This window comes from Pseudoalteromonas sp. US3C1004 (assembly GCF_048401065.1).
In the GTDB taxonomy this organism is placed as follows: Bacteria; Pseudomonadota; Gammaproteobacteria; order Enterobacterales; family Alteromonadaceae; genus Pseudoalteromonas; species Pseudoalteromonas undina.
This window is the reverse complement of record NZ_CP183074.1, coordinates 345,782-367,870: the sequence shown is the minus strand read 5'-3', so window position 1 is coordinate 367,870 and position 22,089 is coordinate 345,782. Positions and strand designations below refer to the sequence as shown.

The 22,089-nt window shown below is 40.7% G+C and carries 16 protein-coding genes and 1 pseudogene; 12 read left to right on the top strand and 5 right to left on the bottom strand.

What is annotated here, in order from left to right:
- The first annotated feature begins 26 nt into the window (after positions 1 to 26).
- Positions 27 to 1,439, top strand: a complete 1,413-nt coding sequence (gene eat / locus ACNSN3_RS17000) for an ethanolamine permease (protein ID WP_076918807.1) — start codon at positions 27 to 29, stop codon at positions 1,437 to 1,439.
- A 200-nt stretch (positions 1,440 to 1,639) separates the two neighbouring features.
- Here eat and ACNSN3_RS16995 read toward each other — a convergent pair whose 3' ends face one another.
- A complete protein-coding gene (locus ACNSN3_RS16995; RefSeq protein WP_418609803.1) occupies positions 1,640 to 2,656 on the bottom strand; it encodes a LacI family DNA-binding transcriptional regulator in 1,017 nt (338 codons plus the stop codon).
- A 571-nt stretch (positions 2,657 to 3,227) separates the two neighbouring features.
- Between ACNSN3_RS16995 and ACNSN3_RS16990 the strand changes: the two genes are divergently transcribed.
- From ACNSN3_RS16990 to nagP, 5 genes are all read left to right on the top strand, one after another.
- Entirely contained in the window at positions 3,228 to 5,918 is a 2,691-nt protein-coding gene (locus ACNSN3_RS16990; RefSeq protein ID WP_418609801.1) for a family 20 glycosylhydrolase, read from the top strand.
- Between the two features lie 163 nt (positions 5,919 to 6,081).
- On the top strand, positions 6,082 to 6,993 hold the full coding sequence (nagK, locus tag ACNSN3_RS16985; protein ID WP_010389495.1) for an N-acetylglucosamine kinase: 912 nt from the start codon (positions 6,082 to 6,084) through the stop codon (positions 6,991 to 6,993).
- Positions 6,993 to 7,991, top strand: a complete 999-nt coding sequence (nagB-II, locus tag ACNSN3_RS16980) for a glucosamine-6-phosphate deaminase NagB-II (RefSeq protein WP_418609799.1) — start codon at positions 6,993 to 6,995, stop codon at positions 7,989 to 7,991. Before nagK ends, nagB-II begins: the two co-directional genes overlap by 1 nt.
- The gene (nagA, locus tag ACNSN3_RS16975; protein ID WP_418609797.1) at positions 7,992 to 9,119 is read left to right on the top strand and encodes an N-acetylglucosamine-6-phosphate deacetylase; all 1,128 of its coding nucleotides are present in this window, start codon (positions 7,992 to 7,994) and stop codon (positions 9,117 to 9,119) included.
- A gap of 32 nt (positions 9,120 to 9,151) precedes the next feature.
- Complete coding sequence (gene nagP, locus ACNSN3_RS16970) at positions 9,152 to 10,447, top strand: N-acetylglucosamine MFS transporter NagP (protein ID WP_138596240.1); 1,296 nt, start codon at positions 9,152 to 9,154, stop codon at positions 10,445 to 10,447.
- Positions 10,448 to 10,515: 68 nt separating this feature from the next.
- Here nagP and ACNSN3_RS16965 read toward each other — a convergent pair whose 3' ends face one another.
- Positions 10,516 to 12,015, bottom strand: coding sequence for a phospholipase effector Tle1 domain-containing protein (locus tag ACNSN3_RS16965; RefSeq protein ID WP_418609795.1), 1,500 nt, complete (start codon positions 12,013 to 12,015; stop codon positions 10,516 to 10,518).
- 195 nt (positions 12,016 to 12,210) lie between these two features.
- Entirely contained in the window at positions 12,211 to 13,515 is a 1,305-nt protein-coding gene (locus tag ACNSN3_RS16960; RefSeq protein ID WP_010389488.1) for an NAD(P)/FAD-dependent oxidoreductase, read from the bottom strand.
- Positions 13,516 to 13,749: 234 nt separating this feature from the next.
- Between ACNSN3_RS16960 and ACNSN3_RS16955 the strand changes: the two genes are divergently transcribed.
- From ACNSN3_RS16955 to ACNSN3_RS16940, 4 genes and pseudogenes are all read left to right on the top strand, one after another.
- Positions 13,750 to 15,690, top strand: a complete 1,941-nt coding sequence (locus ACNSN3_RS16955) for a RecQ family ATP-dependent DNA helicase (RefSeq protein WP_418609792.1) — start codon at positions 13,750 to 13,752, stop codon at positions 15,688 to 15,690.
- A gap of 106 nt (positions 15,691 to 15,796) precedes the next feature.
- Positions 15,797 to 16,871 (top strand): annotated as a pseudogene (locus ACNSN3_RS16950) (porin).
- An 11-nt stretch (positions 16,872 to 16,882) separates the two neighbouring features.
- On the top strand, positions 16,883 to 17,290 hold the full coding sequence (locus ACNSN3_RS16945) for a substrate-binding domain-containing protein (protein ID WP_075170061.1): 408 nt from the start codon (positions 16,883 to 16,885) through the stop codon (positions 17,288 to 17,290).
- Positions 17,291 to 17,443: 153 nt separating this feature from the next.
- Complete coding sequence (locus ACNSN3_RS16940; RefSeq protein WP_010389482.1) at positions 17,444 to 17,746, top strand: YkgJ family cysteine cluster protein; 303 nt, start codon at positions 17,444 to 17,446, stop codon at positions 17,744 to 17,746.
- Positions 17,747 to 17,777: 31 nt separating this feature from the next.
- On the opposite strand, the gene ACNSN3_RS16935 is transcribed toward ACNSN3_RS16940, so the two are convergent.
- A complete protein-coding gene (locus tag ACNSN3_RS16935; protein WP_138569826.1) occupies positions 17,778 to 19,142 on the bottom strand; it encodes a TrkH family potassium uptake protein in 1,365 nt (454 codons plus the stop codon).
- 2 nt (positions 19,143 to 19,144) lie between these two features.
- A complete protein-coding gene (locus ACNSN3_RS16930; protein WP_418609789.1) occupies positions 19,145 to 19,798 on the bottom strand; it encodes a potassium channel family protein in 654 nt (217 codons plus the stop codon).
- A 281-nt stretch (positions 19,799 to 20,079) separates the two neighbouring features.
- Between ACNSN3_RS16930 and ACNSN3_RS16925 the strand changes: the two genes are divergently transcribed.
- Together ACNSN3_RS16925 and ACNSN3_RS16920 are read left to right on the top strand one after the other, a co-directional pair.
- A complete protein-coding gene (locus ACNSN3_RS16925; protein ID WP_418609787.1) occupies positions 20,080 to 21,405 on the top strand; it encodes a DUF4118 domain-containing protein in 1,326 nt (441 codons plus the stop codon).
- On the top strand, positions 21,398 to 22,066 hold the full coding sequence (locus ACNSN3_RS16920) for a response regulator (RefSeq protein WP_418609786.1): 669 nt from the start codon (positions 21,398 to 21,400) through the stop codon (positions 22,064 to 22,066). The genes ACNSN3_RS16925 and ACNSN3_RS16920 overlap by 8 nt, the downstream gene beginning before the upstream one ends.
- Positions 22,067 to 22,089: the final 23 nt, after the last annotated feature.

Genomic DNA, 22,089 nt, shown 5'->3' with positions numbered 1-22,089 from the left:
AATAAAAAATCGATAAAGAGGATGTTATGTCTACTAATAATTCAGAATACTTAGCAAAAAGGCAGCTCAAAGGTGGCACTGCAGGTTGGCTATTGCTGGCAGGGTTAGGGGTATCGTATGTTATTTCAGGTGACTTTGCTGGGTGGAACTTTGGTATTGCAGAAGCTGGCTGGGGCGGCTTCGCGATAGCGGCAGTGTTAATGGCGATTATGTATTTAACTTTGGTGTTATCGCTGGCTGAAATGTCGGCTGCTATTCCTGCTGCTGGAGGGGGTTATAGTTTTGCTCGTCAAGCAATGGGGCCAACGGGTGGTTATTTAACCGGTCTTGCGGTATTAATTGAATATGCGTTAGCACCGGCCGCCATTGTGATATTTATTGGCTCTGCAGTGGAGGCGTTAACGGGGTTCAATGGCCCATGGGTTTATGCACTATTTTATTTGGTGTTTGTAGGTATTCATTTAGCTGGAGTAGGTGAAGCGCTAAAAGTAATGATGGTCATAAGCGGTTTAGCGGTACTGGCTATTGTTGCAACGGCAGTGGTTTTAATTACAAATTTTGATGCTACCAATTTATTTGATGTTGCAGTAACTGATGCCGCAGGTGCGAATGAATTTTTACCTTTGGGTTGGTATGGGGTATGGGCTGCATTACCTTTTGCTATGTGGTTGTTTTTAGCGGTTGAAGGCGTGCCATTGGCGGCTGAAGAAGCAAAAGATCCGGCTAAAGATGTACCTAAAGGTATTATTGGTGCCATGGTATTTTTATTGTTTACCGCATTATTAGTGGTTGTGTTAGTACCCGGCGCAGCAGGTGCAACAGCAATGGGCGCAAGTGCAGTTCCGTTGGTAGATGCGTTAAATGCAACAGGCAATAGCGATTTAGCAACCGTGGTTAATATACTGGGATTAGCAGGGCTAGTGGCTTCATTTTTCTCTATTATTTATGGCTATAGTCGGTTGGTGTTTGCGTTATCGCGTGCGGGATATTTACCGCGTTCGTTATCAATTACTACAGCGCGTAAAGTGCCAGCACGAGCGCTTATTGTACCTGCTGTATTTGGTTTTTTAGCTTCACTAAGTGGTGAGGGCGATTTAATGTTAGCTATGGCGGTGGTTGGTGCAACAGTATCGTATGCGTTAATGGCGTTCAGTCATATAATGTTGCGCTTAAAACAACCCGACTTACCTCGACCTTATAAAACGCCTGGCGGCATTGTCACTTCAAGCATAGCATTGTGTTTATCCTTGATTGCTCTGACCGGTGTGTACGCCTTTGACCCCCGTGCTTTTTTATACACTATGGTGCTATTTATAGTCGGTGCGGCGTATTACTTTGGCTTTAGCTCTAAACATTTAGTGGCCAAAAGTGCAGATGAGGAGTTTGCTATGCTCGCTGATGCTGAGGCCGGTTTAAATACAGCGATAAGTGAGGGGTAATTTTCATTTACCAAAATAACTCATGTGGCTTTAACCTTCGAAGAGTTTGTAATGGCGCGATAAGTTTTAACTTACCGCGCTTTTTATTGTAAATAAATTCAGTAATACAGAAGGTATATTCAAAAAGTAGGCCGTTTTTAATACAACATTGCGCTGAACGTTTGTTACAGCGCAGAAGTGAATTATATGGTTAACCTAAGCTAAAGAGGACGTGCGGTAGAGTCTCTAACGACGAGCTCAGGAGTGTATAGTTTTATAATATCGCGGTCATTGCCATTACGAATTTGTGCTATTAACAAGCTGGCCGCATCTTCGGCAATTTTATTATTAGGCTGATGAGCCGTGGTGAGTTTTGGCCATGTTTGACGAGAGAATGGGCTATCCTCAAACCCTGTTATAGAAAGTTCACTGGGTATATCAATGTTCATTAATCTGGCTGCAAATAACGCACCGGCGGCTATTTCATCATTACATGAGACAATAGCGGTTGGCCTATTTGTTTGGCTAATGAGTGTTTTAGCACCCTCAACCCCCGACTCAAATGAATATTCGCCATCAATAATTAAGCTTGGATCTATAGTAATGTCGTATTGGGTTAGCGCTGCTTTGTAACCTTCCAAGCGCTCTTTGGTCGAGTTATGCTCGCTGCCACCGGCTAAAAAGCCAATGCGCGTGTGGCCGTTATGAATTAGATGCTCAGTAATTGACTTTGAGGCGAGATTATCGTCAATCATAATACAGGGTGTTAATGAGTCAGGCGCGTCGTGCCCTGATAAAATACGCACAACTTTTAGGTCTAGTTGAGTTAGCTTTTCAACAAACTCAGGCATTTCAGAAAAGGGCGGGGTGAGTAAGATTCCCGCGATACGAGTGCGTTTAATCATATTAGTAATTTCATCAAAAATATGCGCTTCTTTGGCATCACATGGGTGAATAAGTAGTTCAAACCCCTGCTTTTTGCACGCATCTAAAATACCATTTTGCATGTCGATAATGTAGTACGCATTAGGATTGTCGTATATGTAAGCTATGCTGTAAGCTTTTGTTCCTGCAAGACTTCTTGCTGCTAAGTTTGGCTGGAAGTTCAACTTTTCGACTGATGCCATAACTCTTTCACGGGTGTTGTCACGGACCGAGGTTTCGTTATTTATTACTCTTGATACCGTTTTTATTGATACCCCGGCATCTTTTGCCACGTCGTTTATTGTTGTTCTCATAGGCTTAATAGACCTTTATATATCATTTTAGGTACTAATTTATCTTTATCGGCTAACGACTACAGCAAGAGTAGTTAACAGTACTCGGTTTTTATTATTTGACGACTAAATTATAAAGACATCATTGAATATTAACAGTTAATTTATACGCCTTTCTTGTGAGAATGGTAGATAAAGTTTTAGGTAATAATTTAGTAATATTTAAATTTAATTTAAATACAATGGGTTAAAAGAATATTAAGCTCACACTTGTAAATTTTTTGTATCTTTTTTGCCCTTCTGTGTAGCTATAAAAGAAAAAAAAGGATACATTAATAGCCCAATGACAGCGTTGTCATAAGTTAAAGCGCAATGTTAATTATTATTTAGAACCTACGTAGTGGATTGTTTGGCTAAGGTAGCAATTACTAGATATGAATAGTGATTAATTTAAAGCATAAAATATTTTTTAGCTGATGGTACATTATAAACTAACCGCACTAAGAATAAATGCATTCAAAAATCGATTTAATTTTTAGCATTTGAAAGAGATGCTTGAGTGACTAAGTTAATAATAAAGGGAGAGTAGCGAATGAAGATTAAATCATTACTGACAGCATGCTGCTTAGCACTAGGTTTAAGTGCATGTCAGGGCAATGTTGAAGGACAAAATACGGCATCGGTTCAGCTAAGCCCTGCAAACGATAGTGCGGTGGAGTTACTTGCTAAAACATTACAAATAAAATATCAGCAAGTTGATAACCGCCCATCAGCACAGTGCGATCCAGATATTGAAAACGGTCACTGTTTTAAAGCGAATTTACATTTAACTGCCAACTCGGCGATTAACGTTGACCAATGGAAAATTTACTTTAGTCAAATTACGCCAATACAAAAGTCGATTAGCGATGAATTTACTATTAAACACGTTAATGGTGATATTCATGTCATTGAGCTTAAAGATGGGTTTACTGGCTTTAAAGCCGGTGAGACTAAAGCGATTACTTTTTATGCGCATTTTTGGTCATTATCGCAAAGCGACGCTATTCCTAACTATATCGTGGTGAATAACAATGACACCGCTAAAGTGATTGAAAGTACAAAGCCTAAAATTGACCCAGAGACGGGCTTAGAGCTATTACCTCATGTAGAACCTTATACCGATTACACTCGTCAGTTTAAACGTACTGCGGGCGACAAAACACAGTGGCTTACTGCTGAGCGCTTGTTTGAGCGTAATGAAAAGTATGACTTTTCAGCTTATTTAACCTCGCAAAATCAAGTGAGTAATGTCATTGCTCAGCAAATTATACCCACCCCACGCGTTAGCGAGTTTAGTCAAACTCAAACGCTTGATATTAGCCTGGGGCTTAATATTAATTATGCAGAAGTTAATAAATCAAGTGTATTAGCTGCAATCGAGCGGCTGGAACTACTAGGTATTAATTTAAACGATGATGCAGCGGCAATTAAGGTCACACTTAATTCCAAGGTTAAAAAAGATCAGCTTAATGGTAGTTATAAATTAGCAATTAAAGCCGATGAGGTTGTAATCGATGCAGTTGACGAAACGGGTGTTTTTTATGCTCTGCAAAGTTTAGCGAGCTTATATCAGGTTAACAGTAATATATTACCTGTGGGAGAAGTTATTGATGCACCGCATTATCAGTTTAGAGGTGTGTTGGTCGATGTAGCGCGAAACTTTCGTGATAAAGGCTTCATTTTAAAGTTACTTGATCAGATGGCTGCTTATAAACTTAACAAGCTACATTTACACTTAGGTGATGATGAAGGCTGGCGTTTAGAAATTCCATCACTGCCTGAGCTTACAGATATAGGTGCAAAGCGTTGTTTTGATCAAAGCGAGCAGCAATGTTTAATGCCACAGCTAGGCGCAGGGCTTGATACTTCAAGTGCAGCAAACGGCTATTATTCGGTAGCTGATTACCAAGAAATACTTAAAGCGGCGAGTGCGCGTCACATTCAGGTGATCCCATCGCTTGATATGCCAGGACATTCTCGCGCTGCGATTAAATCTATGCAAGCGCGTTATAATAAATACATACAACAAGGCGATAAACAAAAAGCCGAACAGTTTTTACTTTATGACCCGCTTGATACAACGCTCTATTCGTCGGTACAGCACTACAACGACAATACCATTAATGTGTGTTTAGACTCATCCTATGCGTTTATCCGTGAAGTAATGGAACAAGTAAAAAGTATTCATAGTGAGGCACAGCACCCGCTAACTCGTTATCACATAGGTGCCGATGAAACCGCCGGAGCATGGGTCGATTCACCTGCTTGTGCTGATTTTATTAAACAAAATAAGTTAGAAATTACCGAAGCAGGTCAGCTGGGCAGTTATTTTATTGAACGTATCGCTAATATGTTGGCTGATATGAATATTGAAACCGCAGCATGGAGCGATGGCTTATCGCATACTAACCCAGAGAATATGCCAGAGGTTGTGCAAGGTAATATTTGGGATTTATTAATGTGGAATGGCCATCAGCGTGCACATGAATTTGCCAATAGAAATTGGCAAGCAGTGCTTTCGTCGCCAGATGTGCTGTATTTTGACTTTCCGTATGAGGCAGACCCACAAGAGCATGGTTATTACTGGGCTTCAAGGCACATAAATACTGAGAAAATATTTCAGTTTATGCCAGATAATTTGCCTATTCATGCTGAATTTTGGCTTGATAGAGAAGATAAGCCTTATGTAGCTGATGACACATTACAGCATGATGAGCAAGGCAAGGTCGTATCCGCGCCTTTAGCTAAAGATAAACGTTTTGTGGGTATTCAGGGTCAATTATGGAGCGAAAATACGCGTACCAATAATATGGCTGAATATAAGCTATTCCCACGATTATTATCGCTGGCACAGCGCGCTTGGCATAAAGCAGATTGGGCTGTACCGTATGATCACAATGGCTTTGTTTACAGCCAACAAACAAATCGCTTTAGCTCTGAATTAAAACAGCAGCGCGATCAGCAATGGCAAACTTTTGCTGCTACCATGGGGCTAAAAGAATTTGCCAAGTTAGAACGTGCTGATGTGCATTATCGTCTTGCAAATGCAGGTGCTAAAATTGAGAATAGCATGTTGTACGCCAATATTGCTTACCCTGGTTTAGTGATTGAATACAAACAAGGTGATGAGCAATGGCAAACCTACACACAACCTGTCAAAGTAACACAAGATGTATGGGTTCGATCTAAGACTCCATCAGCTAGTCGTGTAAGCAGAAAGCTTAAAGTAACGCACCGTTAAGGTGCGTTTTTCCGTTAAATTATTGACGATTGAAGAAGTTATTTATTTGTAAATAAAAATAATGACAACGCTGTCATTTGTGCTAGTATAAGATTCATACAGTATGACAGTCCGGCTTTATTTTAGTGTTTTGCAAAACGGTCGAACAACTTAAGAGGCAAAAATGATCACCAACAATATTAAAAACAATCAACTCTTTGTGGGGATCGATGGCGGCGGCACTAAATGTAAAGCAATTATCGTCAATAGCTGTAATAACATAGTCGGCACCGGTGTGGCAGGCCCAGGTAACCCGTTACATGGTTTTAATCAAGCAACTCATTCTATTGAGCAATCAGCGCGTTTAGCATTACAAGATGCAGGGCTTAAAGATACGCCTTTATCTGAGCTTATTGCAGGGGTTGGCCTAGCAGGGGTTAACTTACCAAGTTTGCATAATCAAATGACACAATGGCAACACCCATTTAAAGCCATGCACTTAACTACTGATTTACTTATTGCTTGTATGGGCGCTCATCAGGGCGAGGATGGCGCAGTGATGATTGCTGGCACTGGTTCGTGTGGATTTTCATACGTTAATGGCCAATCGTTTATGATTGGTGGTCATGGCTTTCCACATGGTGACAAAGGCAGTGGTGCATGGATTGGCTTTACTGCTTGTCAGTATGTGCTGCTTAGCCTAGATAAATTAATCCCAAGTGGTGCGCTTACTAACTTGTTAATGAAGTATTTAGAAGTCAGCGATGCAATGCAACTTGTTGAAGTGATTGCCAATAAGCCTGCAGCCTTTTTTGCGCAACTTGCAGGTTGTGTTTTTCAATCAGCACAGGCGAACGATGCCACAGCAATTGCCATTTTAAAAGAAGGTGGCGCTTATTTAAGCGACATTGCACGACAATTATTAGATAAAAACCCACCAAGGCTTTCGTTTATTGGTGGCTTATCAACCGTGATGACAACATGGTTAGACCCAGACATACAAGCTATTTTATCAGCCCCATTATCGTCACCAGAAATGGGGTCTGTACTTTACGCTAAACAACAGCACGTTAATTACAGCAGCCAGGAGTTATGATGTTTAACACACTAATGGAAAAAGAAGCGGCGCAAACGCCAAATGTTATTGAAAAGCAAATTATTGCCAACCAACCTTTAGTGGAAAAAATTGGTCATAAGCTTCGCGATATGGCCCCTAAGGTGGTTATGATGATTGGTCGCGGTTCATCAGATCATGCTGGCGTTTTTGGTAAGTATTTAATTGAAATTGAAGCGGGTGTACCGGTCAGTTCAGCAGCGCCATCAGTGGCGAGTGTATATGGTAAAACATTAAAGCTTGAAGGCGCTGTTGTGATTGTAATTTCTCAATCAGGACGCAGCCCAGACATTCTTGCCCAGGCAAAAATGGCGAAAGAGGCGGGCGCTTATTGTATTGCGCTGGTTAACGATGAAGCGTCACCTCTACAAGACATAGTCGATGATTTTGTTCCTCTTAAAGCTGGCGATGAAATTTCGGTGGCGGCAACAAAAAGCTATTTGGCAACGTTATCAGCCCTAGTACATATTGTTGCTAATTGGACTCAAAATGAGTCATTATTACAAGGGCTTGACGAGTTACCTCGCGCGCTTAATGCCATTATAGATTCGCCAACTCAGTTACAACCTACTGAGTTTGCAAATATTAAGAATATGGTGGTGTTGGCACGTGGTTTAGGGTTTTCTATCTCAAAAGAAATGGCACTTAAACTTAAAGAGGTGTGTGCTATTCATGCTGAGTCATTTAGTAGTGCGGAGTTTTTACATGGTCCGGTGACTTTAGTTGAGCAAGGGTTAGTGATTTTAGATTGTTTGGTTGAAGATGAAACCAAAGAGTCACATCAGCAGCAAATTGCTGAGGTCAAAAAACGCGGTGCACAAGTGATTAGTCTTAATCAACAAGGTATTAAAGTACACCCGCGATTAGCGCCATTTTTAGTATTACAGCGTTTTTACCTTGATGTGGCAAAAGTGGCATTAAGCCGTGGTTTTAATCCTGATGAGCCAAAGGGGCTTAAAAAAGTAACAAGGACATTATAAATGTCAGTTAAACGAATCCATGTAGCCCAGTTTTTTGATGGCGAGCACTTTGTTAACGACAAAGTGCTGAGCGTTGATGCGGGTATTATTACGGCAATAGATGATAACGTACAGCAGGCAGATGAGCACCTAACGGGTTTAGTCGCACCTGGCTTTATTGATCTACAAGTTAATGGCGGTGGCGGTGAGTTGTTTAACCGTACTAGCAGTGTTGCAGGGGTTAAAAAAATACTGCTAGCACATGCCAAATACGGTACAACTGCTATGCTGCCAACGTTAATTACTGACACCGTAGAAGTAATGCGCCAAGCAGCCGATGTAATTGCTAAGGCGATAGCCCAAAAAACGCCAGGTATTATTGGTATTCACTTTGAAGGGCCGCACTTATCAGTGGCAAAAAAGGGGGCTCACAGCGCTGATTTTATTCGTCCTATTTCTGAACAAGAGTGGCAGGTGTTATCTCGTCAAGATTTAGGTAAAGTCGTAGTCACCTTAGCGCCTGAAAATGTACTACCAAGCGATATTACCAAAATGCGCGATTTAGGGATTCAGGTTTGTTTAGGTCATACCAATGCAAGCTTTGAACAGGCTCAACAGGGCGTTGATGCTGGGGCAACCGGATTTACGCATTTGTATAATGCTATGTCACCACTACAAGGGCGTGAGCCGGGAGTGGTTGGCTGTGCATTATTAAATGATGATACTTATTGTGGCTTAATTGTTGATGGCCATCATGTTGATTACGCAGCATGCCAACTGGCATTAAAAGCAAAACCCATAGGGCACGTGTTTTTAGTTACTGATGCGATGCCACCAGTGGGAACAGATGACACTCAGTTTGCTTTTTTTGACCGAACTGTCAGCTTAGAGAATGGTAAACTCACCTCTACAACAGGCGAGTTGGCGGGTTCTGCGCTTGATATGGCAACCGCAGTTAGAAACACCGTGATTCATTTAAAACAGCCATTAGCGCAAGCGCTTAAAATGGCGAGTTTATATCCTGCTCAGTATTTAAAGTTGCCTGCCACACACGGGCGATTAATACTGGGTAGTCCAGCAGATTTTGTACAATTAAACACACAACAACAAGTCATTAGCACGTGGATTGGCGGCGCTCGGGTTTGTTAACAACATAATAAATATAAATAAAGGAAAATAACATGACAACCAATGTTATGGATACGTCCAAAAATAGTAGCGTGGTCCCCATGGCCATTGTTGCGGTATTATTTTTTATACTGGGCTTTGCTACTTGGCTTAATGGCTCGTTAATGCCTTACTTAAGTCAAATTTTACAGTTAACCCCATTTCAAGGGTCGTTAATTTTATTTTCCTTTTATATTGCGGTCACATTTACTGCGCTGCCCTCGGCAGTACTGATCAAAAAGGTCGGCTACAAAAACGGTATGGCATTGGGGATGGGCTGTATGATGTTAGCAGGCTTAATGTTTATTCCTGCTGCTATGTCGCAGTTTTTTCCTTTGTTTTTACTAGCGCAGTTGGTAATGGGCGCAGGGCAAACCTTATTACAAACCGCGGTTAATCCGTATGTAGTACGTTTAGGGCCAGAAGAATCGGCTGCTGTACGTATTAGTATTATGGGGATTTTAAATAAAGGCGCAGGAGTTATCTCACCGATGGTTTTTACCGCCTTAATTTTAAGTAACTTTACCGGTACCGTGGGCACAGATCTAAGCCAACAGCAAGTTGATGATATGGCAAATGGTCTTATTTTACCTTACTTAGGCATGGCCTTATTTATTGGTGTATTAGCTTTTGCGGTTAAAAAGTCTCCGCTGCCAGAGCTTATCAATGATGAAGTAGAAGCAATAAACGACAAAGGTGAAATTCGTGAAACACTCTCTCATCCAAACTTGGTGTTAGGTGCTATTGCTATCTTTTTGTATGTTGCGGTAGAGGTTATTGCTGGCGATACCATAGGTACTTTTGCACTATCGCTGGGTATTGAAAACTATGGGGTAATGACCTCATACACTATGATGTTTATGGTGTTTGGTTATATTTTAGGTATTTTACTTATCCCTAAATTTATCTCTCAGCAATCGGCCTTAACAGCATCGGCTGTATTGGGTATTGTGATCACCCTTTGCATTTTGTTTATTGATGCGCAGTCTTTTGTTATTGCCAATGCCATACTGGTGCCTTTAGGAGGCGCTAATTTACCAGATGCTTTACTGCTAATTGCCTTTTTAGGTTTAGCAAACGCCATTGTTTGGCCGGCGGTTTTCCCACTTGCGTTATCGGGTTTAGGTAAACTAACCAGCACAGGCTCAGCACTGTTAGTAATGGGTATAGCGGGCGGTGCATTTGGTCCGGTGTTATGGGGCTTACTGAGCGGCTTTACCTCGCTACAAACTGGCTACTCTGTATTGTTACCTTGTTACTTATTTATATTATTTTATGCCGTGAAAGGGCATAAAATGAAAAAGCAATAACATCCACCAGCTATCCCTAGCTCAGTGCACTTTGCAGTATAAAGTGCACTGATTATTAGGGCACTTTATCAGCTTAAGCGTGTTACCTTGAGCTTTATTCTGCCAGCATTCGCCCCATAAAAACGACTTAAATCATTAGCAAATGGACAAAATTCTCCTGATTTTTTAATGGTTATTTCAACGCCTTCGGCAATTTCAAATGCATGGTCATCGCTTTGGCCAATTGTTCCTATTAAGCTAAACCACTGCGCCGTGGCTAAACGCCTAAATGGCTCAAGTAATACCATAGGGATTTCTTTAACGCCGAGTTGCACATTATCGCGATGCCAGCCGGAAGGAGGGCACTTTACACCATCGTCATACCAAAATTGGTTAGGGTAAGGAGTAAAGCGATACGTTGCATCTTGGGCAAGCATTAAGCCGGTAGCGTTGTAGGCTTCACTAGCGTACACCATTACATCTTTGCTTTGATTAACACTCAATAAGCTCATATTTTGATTGGCGAGCATTATATGAGCACTTAGCCCCATAAAGTTTAGTGTACTGTCATCGCTGTAAATCATTTTATAATGTATATTTTTTAACGATTCAGGGCGATAGCTGGTTAGTTTATTAATTCGCTGTGCAACACTGTGATGTATTAATGGAGCGTTGTGGCTAATTTCATCGTTAATTAATACACAGCACTGCCTATCAACCAGCTTGAAAAATGGGTTTAACCAAAAGTAATTTTGTTGATGACTTAGCGCCAGTGGATCGGGAATAACAGTCACATCGTCTTGGGCAACCAAATTACTCTCAGGTAAAAGGTTTTCATAGTCTATGTCATGACTGGTTAATAACGAAACCGATAGCGGCTGAGCAATGAGCCACTCAAGCGCATAACGCAGGCAAATATCGGCAAGCCCATCGCGATAGTAGCCTCCTCCTACATCGGAGTGGGCTCCTGCAAACCACAGCTCGGTAATGTTAGCTTGTTGATTCATTAATGTGGGCTCAAAGGCCCGTCGTTTCTCATCAAGCGCAACACAATGCAGGGCCCCAGCGACATTATTGGCAATAGTATGGTTTTCAAAAACCACATGCTCTGCGCCACGGGTCGCTTTATTTATCTTTGACAGGCCAATTGAGGCCACGGTGTCAAAAACACACAAATATACTTGCTCATTTATTAATGGCTCTAGGCATTTAGCAAAACGCCTTGCTAATGCAGCGCCTCTGCTAAAACCGGTAAGTAGAACAGTATCGCCACTTTGATAATGCTGCTTAAAATCTGTGATAGCCTGAGTCAAAATGCTGGCCACATCTTCAGAACGTGGGGCAAGTGTTTGATTTAAAATTCGTTTTAAACGACTCCCTTTGGTGCCTATGCCTTGGTAATAAAAGCTTAATTGCTGTGAAAATGGGGTAGTGGGTGAATCATCAAGTTTACCGCCGAGCAATAAGTGTAGTTTTAGAATATTAGAAATACTGGCGTCTTCTTTAAAATGCTCTGTACTAAACTGGTCTGCGTCGCGGGGTTCACTGCCGGTACCATCAAAATTAAAAATAAGCGTTTTAAAGGTCATTACTAAATTCCGTGAGTGGTTTATGTAAATTTATATGGGAATTGTGAAAAATTAAAGACGGCGGTAATAAATATTTGTTTAATCTTATTTATTACCGCGGCTGATGTAGCTATTTAACCTGAAATCTAGTTAAGAGATTTACTAACATATTTAATCAAAATGATATTTATGTTTATTATCCGGAGTTCAGGTTATTTAGTGTAGTTTCATTTTTGGGCGAACAACACGCAGCACCTTTTCGCTGATCCACAAAGCAAAGGTTTTGGCACTGCCGTGGATAGCGCGCTGATGCATTCTATATAGTGAAATATACATAAAGCGGGCAATTTTACCTTCAATAAAAAAGCTACTACTGGTTAGGTTACCCATTAAGCTGCCCACCGTGCTGTAGCGCGATAAATTTACCAGTGAGCCATGATCATTATATTCAAACTTTTTCAGGGGCTGCTCACGTAGTGTAGCAATTAGATTTTTTTCAACGCATTGCGCCATTTGATGAGCTGATTGCGCGCGTGGCGGCACTTGCGTCCCATCGTCTTGGGTAAACGCGCAGCAATCACCAAGCACATAGATTTGAGGGTCTAGGCTACTTTGTAAGTAATCATTCACTTTTATTTGATTGCTACGTGTCAGCTCAAATATGTCTAGCTCTTTAATGAAGTCAGGGGCTTTTACCCCTGCTGCCCACACCATAATATCCGCATTTATTTGCTCGTCATTATTAGTGATAAAGCCATGCTCAGTTGCTTGTTTAACTTGGGTGTTTTCTCGTACGGTAACCCCTAATCTTAATAATTCACGTTTGGCTGAGCTGGCAATTCGCTCAGACAGGGCAGGTAAAATTCTGGGACCCGCTTCAATCAAATGTATGTGCAAGCGTTTCGCCGACATATTGGTTAAACCGTATATTTTGAGTAAATCAGAAACATGATACAACTCAGCTGAGAGCTCAACGCCAGTTGCCCCACCGCCAACAATAGCAATGTTTAATGAATGCAATGGGTCGTCGTCTTGATGAAGGCGAGTAAAGTTATCTAGTAAGGCGTGTTGAAAACGCTCGGCTTGTTGGTTTGAATCAAGGTAAAAGCAATGGTCTTTAATACCCGGGGTGTTGAAGTCGTTACTGACACTGCCAATGGCAATAACTAAATGATCATAGTGAACGGTTCGTTTAGGTAATATTTGATGCCCTAACTCGTCATATAGAGGGCTTAAGGTAATGGTTTTATTATTGTTATCGAGGTTACAAAAAGTACCAAGTTGGAAGTTATAGTGGTGCTTGGCTGCATGGGCTGAGTATACAACGCCATCTAAATCGGCATCAATAGAGCCGGTTGCTACTTCATGCAATAACGGTTTCCATATATGAGTGCGGTTTTTATCAATGAGTAATATATTTGCGTGTTGTTTCTTTCCTAATTTGTGCCCTAATTGAGTTGCTAGCTCCAGCCCACCAGCGCCACCGCCTATGATGACAATTTTTGGTATGGTTTTGTCCATGACTATGCCCTTAAAAATAATATACCGAAGCAATTTCTGTACGTTGATTTTTAAAATGACTTGGGTATCAAAAAATTATTTTGGCAAAGCATGCTTTTATAGCACTATAGTGTGCGCCTAATTGAAGGATATGTCAGCAATAAATCCAACGATATGCTGTATACTGATATGCAAATATTTCATCTACTGCGCATTTACAGTATTTATGGGCACCGACATAAAAAGGACGCTTTTATGAGTACCTCGCTAGTTCAGTCTCTTGAGCAACATTTTGGTTTTAATCAGTTTAGAGCAGGGCAACAACAAACCATAGAGCAATTGCTAAATGGCCAATCATCACTGGCTATATTTCCAACTGGATCGGGTAAATCCTTGTGCTATCAACTTACTGCGTTACATTTACCGCATTTAACCTTGGTGGTATCGCCATTATTAGCGTTGATGAAAGATCAAATAAGTTTTTTAAACAGTAAAGGCATTTATGCCGCAAGTCTTGATTCAAGCCAAGATCAAATGCAAAGCAGTACGGTAATGAACGACGTGCGCAGTGGTAAAATTAAAGTGTTAATGGTGTCAGTTGAGCGCTTTAAAAACGAGCGCTTTAGAGAATTTATTAGCCAAGTGGCACTTTCTATGTTGGTGGTAGACGAAGCGCATTGTATTTCTGAGTGGGGTCATAACTTTAGACCCGACTACTTAAAGTTACCGCGTTACCGTGAAGAGCTAAATATTCCGTTAGTGCTACTATTAACCGCCACCGCTACTAAAAAAGTTAAACGCGATATGGCAGAGCGATTTGCTATTGATCCAAAATGCATTGTGCAAATGGGGTTTTATCGCGCTAATTTAGATTTAAATGTGCTGAGTGTTAAAACGGCTGATAAAAATACTGAGCTTACTGAAATTGTCCGTACGCAAATCGGCCCCGGTATTGTGTATGTTACGCTGCAGCAAAGTGCTGAGCAAGTGGCCAATATGTTAAGCGCACAGGGCATGCAGGCGGTGGCGTATCATGCAGGGCTTGAAGACACCCTACGCGGACAAATTCAAGATGATTTTATGGCGGGAAAAATAAATGTAGTGGTCGCCACTATTGCCTTTGGCATGGGGGTTGATAAATCAGACATTCGTTTTGTAATTCACTACGATTTACCTAAATCAATTGAAAACTACAGCCAAGAAATTGGCCGTGCAGGACGTGATGGCAACCCATCGAATTGTTATACGCTGGCTAATCTAGATGGCTTAAATACAGTCGAAAACTTTGTGTACGGCGATACCCCAGAGCTCAGCGGTATTGAATATGTTATTAACGATATTCGCCAAGCTCAACAGCAATGGGAAATGCAAGAATATAGTCTTTCTAGCGAAAGTAATATTCGCCAGCTTGCCCTTAAAACCTTGCTGGTACAATTGGAAATGCAAGGTGCAATAACCCCGCAATATGCGTACTACGCCGATTTTAAGTATAAATTTCTAGTTGATAAAAATGAGTTGCTTAATCAGTTTGATCAGCAGCGCCAAGCTTTTTTAACGCAAATATTTAGCCATACCGACTTTAAAAAAATATGGGGTACACTTAACTTTGACTCTCTAACGCAAGCCGCACAGGTTGACCGTAAACGTGTGGTAGCCGCACTTGATTACTTAGCAGAAAAAAACCTTATCACCCTTGAAACCAAACGTATTACTCAAGTGTACAAAGTGCATAGCGAGGTGATTAATAACCCTGCACTTGCCCAGCAGTTACATGATTACTTTACCGATAAAGAGCAAGCTGAAATAAAACGGATTGCTGCTTTGGTGCGCTTTTTTGAGCTGCAATCTTGCTTAAGCTATAACTTAGCCCGTTACTTTGATGATGCGAATGCGCCACAGCAATGTGGGCATTGTAGTGTGTGCCGTGGACATGCGGTCAAGCTTGAATATTCAATCACTCCTGCAAAGATTGATACAGCGCTTATATATCAAAAGGTGGATGAGTTTTTGGCACATATGGCAACGAAAGGGGTGCATAATGTTGGCATTGAAACCCAATGTCGGTTTTTGGCGGGAATGAGTGTGCCGCTATTTGCACGCAATAAAGTACGCCAACTAAGTGGTTTTGCATTGTGTGAGCAACAGCGCTACAGCGAAATTAAAGCAATATTGCTATCAAGGTCGGCTCCTAATTAATATTAAAAAATCAGTATAAAATAAAAAGTGTTAATTTTTTGTTTCTTTTTCTCGCTTTACTATACTCAATTTGGCTATGACGGCCATTATAATAATGAGGTGATCAATGAAACTGCAAAAAATTATACTATTGGGGGTATTTGTATCAGCAAGTAGTTATGCTGAAATTAATATTTCAGGTTTCGCGAGTATTAATGCGGGTAAAGTGCTTAGTGGCACCGGTGTCCCGCAATATGGCGTTGAACCAACCTTTCTTGCGGACTACCCAAATGTAAGTGCCTACACTGAAGATTTATCCTTTTCGCCAGAGTCTTTGATTGGATTACAGGTATCAGGCGACTTAGGTGAAGGCCTTTCTGTAACAGGTCAGCTAGTTGCCAGAGGAGTTAACGACTTTGAGGCAAATTTTGAATGGGCCTATATTTCTTACGATATTAACGATAATTGGACTGTTCAAGCTGGTAAGAAGCGTTTACCACTATTTTACTACTCAGACTTTTTCGATGTAGGTTATGCATATGTATGGATGCGGGCCCCTGCTGACAATTATACATGGCAAGTATTTAACTACGAGGGGGGTTAATTTACTTTACTCAGGCTCTGTAGGTGACTGGGGAGTATCTGCAAATGTTTATACCGGTAAAGAAGATGATGACGATAACAAGCTGTTGTCAGACTTCTTCTTTCAAGAGCCGACAAGAGAAATTTGGGAAGATATGTTAGGCGGCGTACTGTTACTTAATCGTGACTGGCTCGAACTAAGAGTGACCCACATGCAATATACCAACAAGCGTTTTCGCGCGGGTGAACCCGTTTTGTGGGATGGTAAAGACAGCAGAGATGGTAAATTTTATGGCTTAGCTGCAAACCTTGATTTTGGTGATTTTTTTGTTTTAAGTGAACTGAACCGCTTAGACCTAGATGGTAATCTCGATACTTATATGATCAGTGCGGGCTATCGTTTTGATTCAATTACCCCCTATGTCATGTTTTCAGACTTTGAACAAGAAGGTGAGGGTGATACAGAGCAGCATAATACATTTGCTGTTGGTGTTAGGTGGGACTTTCATCCGTCAGCTGCATTTAAAGTGCAATACGATAGAGTCAAAGATGACTCGTTTGATTTAGCTGTGGCCGGTGATAGTAAAGCAATCACCCTTGGTGTCGATGTTGTATTTTAAGGAGAAGTAAAATGAAAAAATTAATATTATGTGTAATATTCTTGTTTACTAACTTCGCCTATGCAGAATTTGCTATTATCGTGCATCCTTCAAATGAAAGTAGTTTTGATGAGTCTGTTATTAGTCGAATTTATACAGGAAAAGAAAAGTCATTTAGCAATGGCAATAAGATCATTCCAATATCTCAAGAACCAAGCAGTGCTGCAACCGAGCAATTTAATAGTAAATTACTCAATAAAACGTCTTCTCAGTTAAAAGCGTACTGGTCAAAACTGATTTTTACAGGAAAGGGCACACCGCCTAAAGAGTTAGAAAATGACAGTGAAGTAATCAAAATGGTCGCAGCGAACCCTGACACCATTGGCTTTGTTTCTTCATCGGCTGTTTCGGATAACGTTAAAGTGGTTTTCACTTTTTAATCTACAACTAATAAGCGTGCTGATTAACCAGCACGCTTTTTTAGTAATTGGTTAATTACATATGACGATGTTTAAAATCTGACAGTTATTTTACTGTCACCGCTGCCTCGCTCGTGTATCCTATAGGTTGTATACCATTTATCAAAAGTCTGTATGTCAAACTCAATCATTGCTGTTGAAAATATCGATACAACCGCCGTCACTTGTGCTAATTGCCAAGCGTGTTGTTGCCAATTAGAAGTGCGTATTGTTAGTGATACCGGTGTCCCTTTTCAGTATATTGATTACGATAAATGGGGCAGCGAAGTAATGAAGCGCGGCGACGATGGTTGGTGCCAAGCACTCGATAGAAATACGTTAATGTGTACTATTTACGAAAATCGCCCATTAACGTGTCGAGAATTCGAAATGGCGTCTGATGAGTGTATTACCGAACGTGAATTAGCGGGTATTTAAAATGCGGGCTGATTAACCCGCGTTAGTGTTGTTAACCAATAGAGAGTTGCGCGCTTGGGTATCTTAGTTTTTTAGTGCGTGGACTTGCTAAAAAGTAGGCGAGAGTGAGCGGGCCTATTCTGCCCATAAACATTAAAAACATAATGATAAACTCCCCCAGCGGTGATAACGATGACGTTAAACCGCGTGAAAGCCCTACAGTACCCAGTGCCGATACCGCTTCAAAAGCAACATCTAAAAAAGGTGCATCTTCAACGACCAGTAATGTAAAAATAGCCAACCAAGTGACTCCCGCTGAAATAACGGTTAAGGCTAATGCTTTATACACTGAATCTTTGTCTATTTCTCGGCGTAACACGGTGACGCCTTTGTCACGTCTTAAGTAGCTATAGGTTGCTAGTATTAAAACAATAAATGTAACGACCTTTATGCCACTTGCTGTACTCAAAGAGCCGCCACCGATAAACATAAGCATCATAGTTAAAGCGGTACTGGCATTTTTTAATTCTTCAATAGCAATGGTATTAAACCCCGCAGTACGGGGAGTAACGGCTTGAAACCAAGCTGCTAGCCATTTACCTACTTCAGATAACGGCTGCAGTGTTTTTGGATTATCGTATTCAATTACGTAAATAAGCAACAATGCAATAACGTTAATAATAACAGTGCTGATCAGCATTAATTTACTGTAGGGACTGAGCTTAGCCCAACGCTTTGATTTATATAAATCTGTTAATACGGTAAAGCCAAGGCCACCAATAATAAACAAACAGGTAATTGTTAAATTCACAACGGGGTCTTCTACATACTGCATTAAGCTGTTAGGACTTAATGCAAACCCTGCATTGTTAAAAGCGCTAATAGTATAAAAAAGTGCATGAAAAAAGCTTTTTTGTAAGCCCATTTCGGGTAGCCAATACAGCGTTAAAATAATAATGCCTACAGATTCAACGATTAGCGCAAACAGCAAAACAGACTTAGCGGTATTTACCAAAGTAGATGTATCTGTTTGATTAAAAGCAGCTTTAGTCACTGTTTTTTGAATAAAGCCAACTTTATTACCCAGTGCCATTAAAGTTACAACCGCAAAGGTCATTAAACCCAGACCACCTAGTTGAATTAATAGCGCAATAACGCCTTGTCCAAAAGGAGTAAACACTGAACCGGTATCGACGACAACCAGTCCAGTTACAGTCACCGCAGAGGTTGCTGTAAACGCACTTTGTATCCATGAAATAGGCTCATAGGTTGCAAAAGGTAGTTTTAACGCCAACGCCCCTAGCGTTATTAATATTAAAAAACTACAGCAGAGAACAAGCGGTGGAGCCGCATTGAGTTTTTTATGTCCATTGGCTTTTCGATCTATAGGTGTTTTGAGAGGGTGCCATAAAACCATAATTATAAAAGCCTTGGTGCAAGATAGTTTAGTTCGACTCGATTACCTGATAACAGTAAAGTGTCGTAGGTAAGTAACTCAAAGTCGTCATCAAGTTTGGCAAACGTTTGCTTGGCGCGCTTAACCAATAATGGGTTTACAGTGCCTTTTATTTCTTTAAGTAAATGCCCTAGTTTTGTTTTATGTAAGTGCGCTTTTATACTTACTTCAACAACGTATATGCCATTGCCTAGGGAAATATAGTCGTTCACTACAGGGTAATTAAGCGCTTGTGCAACTCGCACGCCCATTTCTTCTTCAGGATGAATAATGCGTGTTACACCTAATTTAGAAATAATTGTGTGATGGGCTTTAGTGCTCGCTTTTACCCATATTTGCTTAACAGCTAGGTTTTTTAATGCAAGGGTGCACAGAATGCTCGATTGCATGTCTTCTCCTATTGCCACTAAAACGGCCTGACTGCTCGCTAAATCAAGCTCTTTAAGTGCGGCTTCATCAGTGGAGTCGCAAACAACGGTTTCAGATAAATGCTCAACATATTTTTCAGCTAGTTTAGGGTTACTATCAACCCCTGTGACTGTATGCCCTAAATGAATTAACTCAAGGCTTGCTGCAATGCCAAATCGACCCAATCCGATCACTGTAAAATGTGCCATGTTGATACCTAAATTAAAGTTAAAAGAGAGAAGTGGTAAAGTTCATTTGGTCAATAAACAGTTAATACATAGGCTGTAAGCATCACTATTTTTATCCAACCCAACATACGTATTACTCCTTCTGCTGAAGTTAGAATATGAGTTATTAAAGTAACAATGTAGGTAGGCGTTAAAAGCTTTATAAAGATTTAACGAATCAGATAAAAAACTTTATAAAAACTTTATAGAGGCAATATCGAAAAGGCAGTAATCTAGGTTCTCAAATGTTAGAGGAATAATTAATGAATCAGGCAGAGGCTAAACCACGTTGGTATAACGCATTGTTTTTGGCAGTAATAATGCCATTAATTGTGGTTATTGCCATTTACCCTGTACGTAATTGGTTTACTACCACCGATATCGTGATGCTTCAGTTATTGTGGGTGACTTGGGTTGCTGTGCGCAGTAATCGTCGTCTTGCCATACTGACCACCTTAGTGAGTGTGGCGTGTACAGATTGGTTTTTTGTTGCCCCAAATTTTACTTTTCATATTGAAAACATAGAATATTTAGTAACCTTTATGGTTATGCTGATTGTTGGTTTTGTGATCAGCCAATTGGCAGGGGAGCTCAGTACTAAAGTTAGGGATGTGCAATTACATGCAAGTAATAGTCGCACCTTGTACGAACTGGCCAAAGACTTAAACAGCCTAGATACGCTGGATGAACAAAAAAAGTACTTTGTGCAGCGGATCAGCAAGCATTTAAACGCATCTTGTACATTTATACCTGCAGCATCGCAGGGCAATAGTGAGTTTATATTGCTTAGTGAAGTTAACCCTAGCTGGGGCGGGTTTAATTTTACTAAACGGTTAACGCAAGGGCAAAAATCCTTTGCGGACACCGCTATTTCGCTTCTTTATCAGGTACATGAAAAAACGTTATTACGCCAACAGTCGGCTGCTATTTCGGTGCAAGCGGAATTAGAGCGCGCTAAAAATGCACTTTTACGCAGTTTGTCTCACGATTTACGCACACCACTGGCGACTATTATGGGCGCATCGAGCATGCTTGCAGATGATGAGATTACCCTCAGTGAAAGCGTGATAAAAGAGCAAGCGAGTAATATTTATGAGCAAAGTAAAATACTAAATGAGCACTTTGATAAAGTAATGGAGTTAAGCCGAGTTAATAAAATGGGTGAAAATCTAAGTTGGCAAACAATAAACTTACAAGCACTACTTAGTGAAGCTAAAGCTAGAAGACAGCAGCAACTCACTGATTTTATCATAAATACCAATATAGACGCTCAGACAACATGCAAAGGGGATGTGACTTTGTTAGAAATTGCGCTGGCTAATATGCTCGAAAATGCATGGCGTTATGGTGATAAAAAGGTGAGCGTTGAATTTACGCAAAGTACTAATCAGCAAAAGGTAGTTTATCAGTTACTTCTAACTAATAACTTGGTAATTAAAGGGCAAACAAGTAACGATGAAGGCGTTGGGTTAGGCAGCATTATTTGTGATGTGGTTGCTAAATTTCACCAGGGCACATTTACATTAACAATTAATAACGAAGCAAATATGGCGCACGCAAAGTTAATCTGGGAAAAAAGTAATGACTAAAATCTTGATATTAGAAGATTCTCCCCCTCTACAAAGCTTTTTAAAAACCTTGTTGCAAGCCAGTGGTTACGAGCTAAGTATTTGTGATAAAGGGTTAGATGGTTTTGCACGTTTAAGTGAGCAAAGTTACGATCTTGTATTGTTAGACTTAGGCCTGCTAGACATGGATGGTCAAGACTGGTTAATTGAGTTTCGACAATGGAGTGCCTTACCTGTTTTAGTGCTATCAGCTCGAGATGGCGAAGTTGAAAAGGTCACTGCGCTTGATAATGGGGCAAATGACTATATTACCAAACCGTTTAGCGCCAATGAGTTGCTAGCCCGGATTCGGGTTTTATTACGTACCCAGAGCCAGCCGAGTGTGGCATTTACCTGCGGGAATATAAAAATAGATCCACAAAAGCACAGAGTAACCTCTTCTGGAAATGAGATAAAACTCACTAAAAAAGAGTACGCAATATTATTATTACTGTTTCAAAATAAAAATACAGTACTCACCCATAATGCAATCTTAAGCCATATTTGGGGAGCGCAGTACATAGACCGTCCTGAATATGTACGAGTCCATGTGGCACAGCTCAGACAAAAATTAGAGGTTAACCCCGCTAGTCCAAAATATATCTTAACTGAACCAGCTGTGGGTTATCGATTGGCCGATTAAAAATAAAAGTTTTGCAGAGTGTT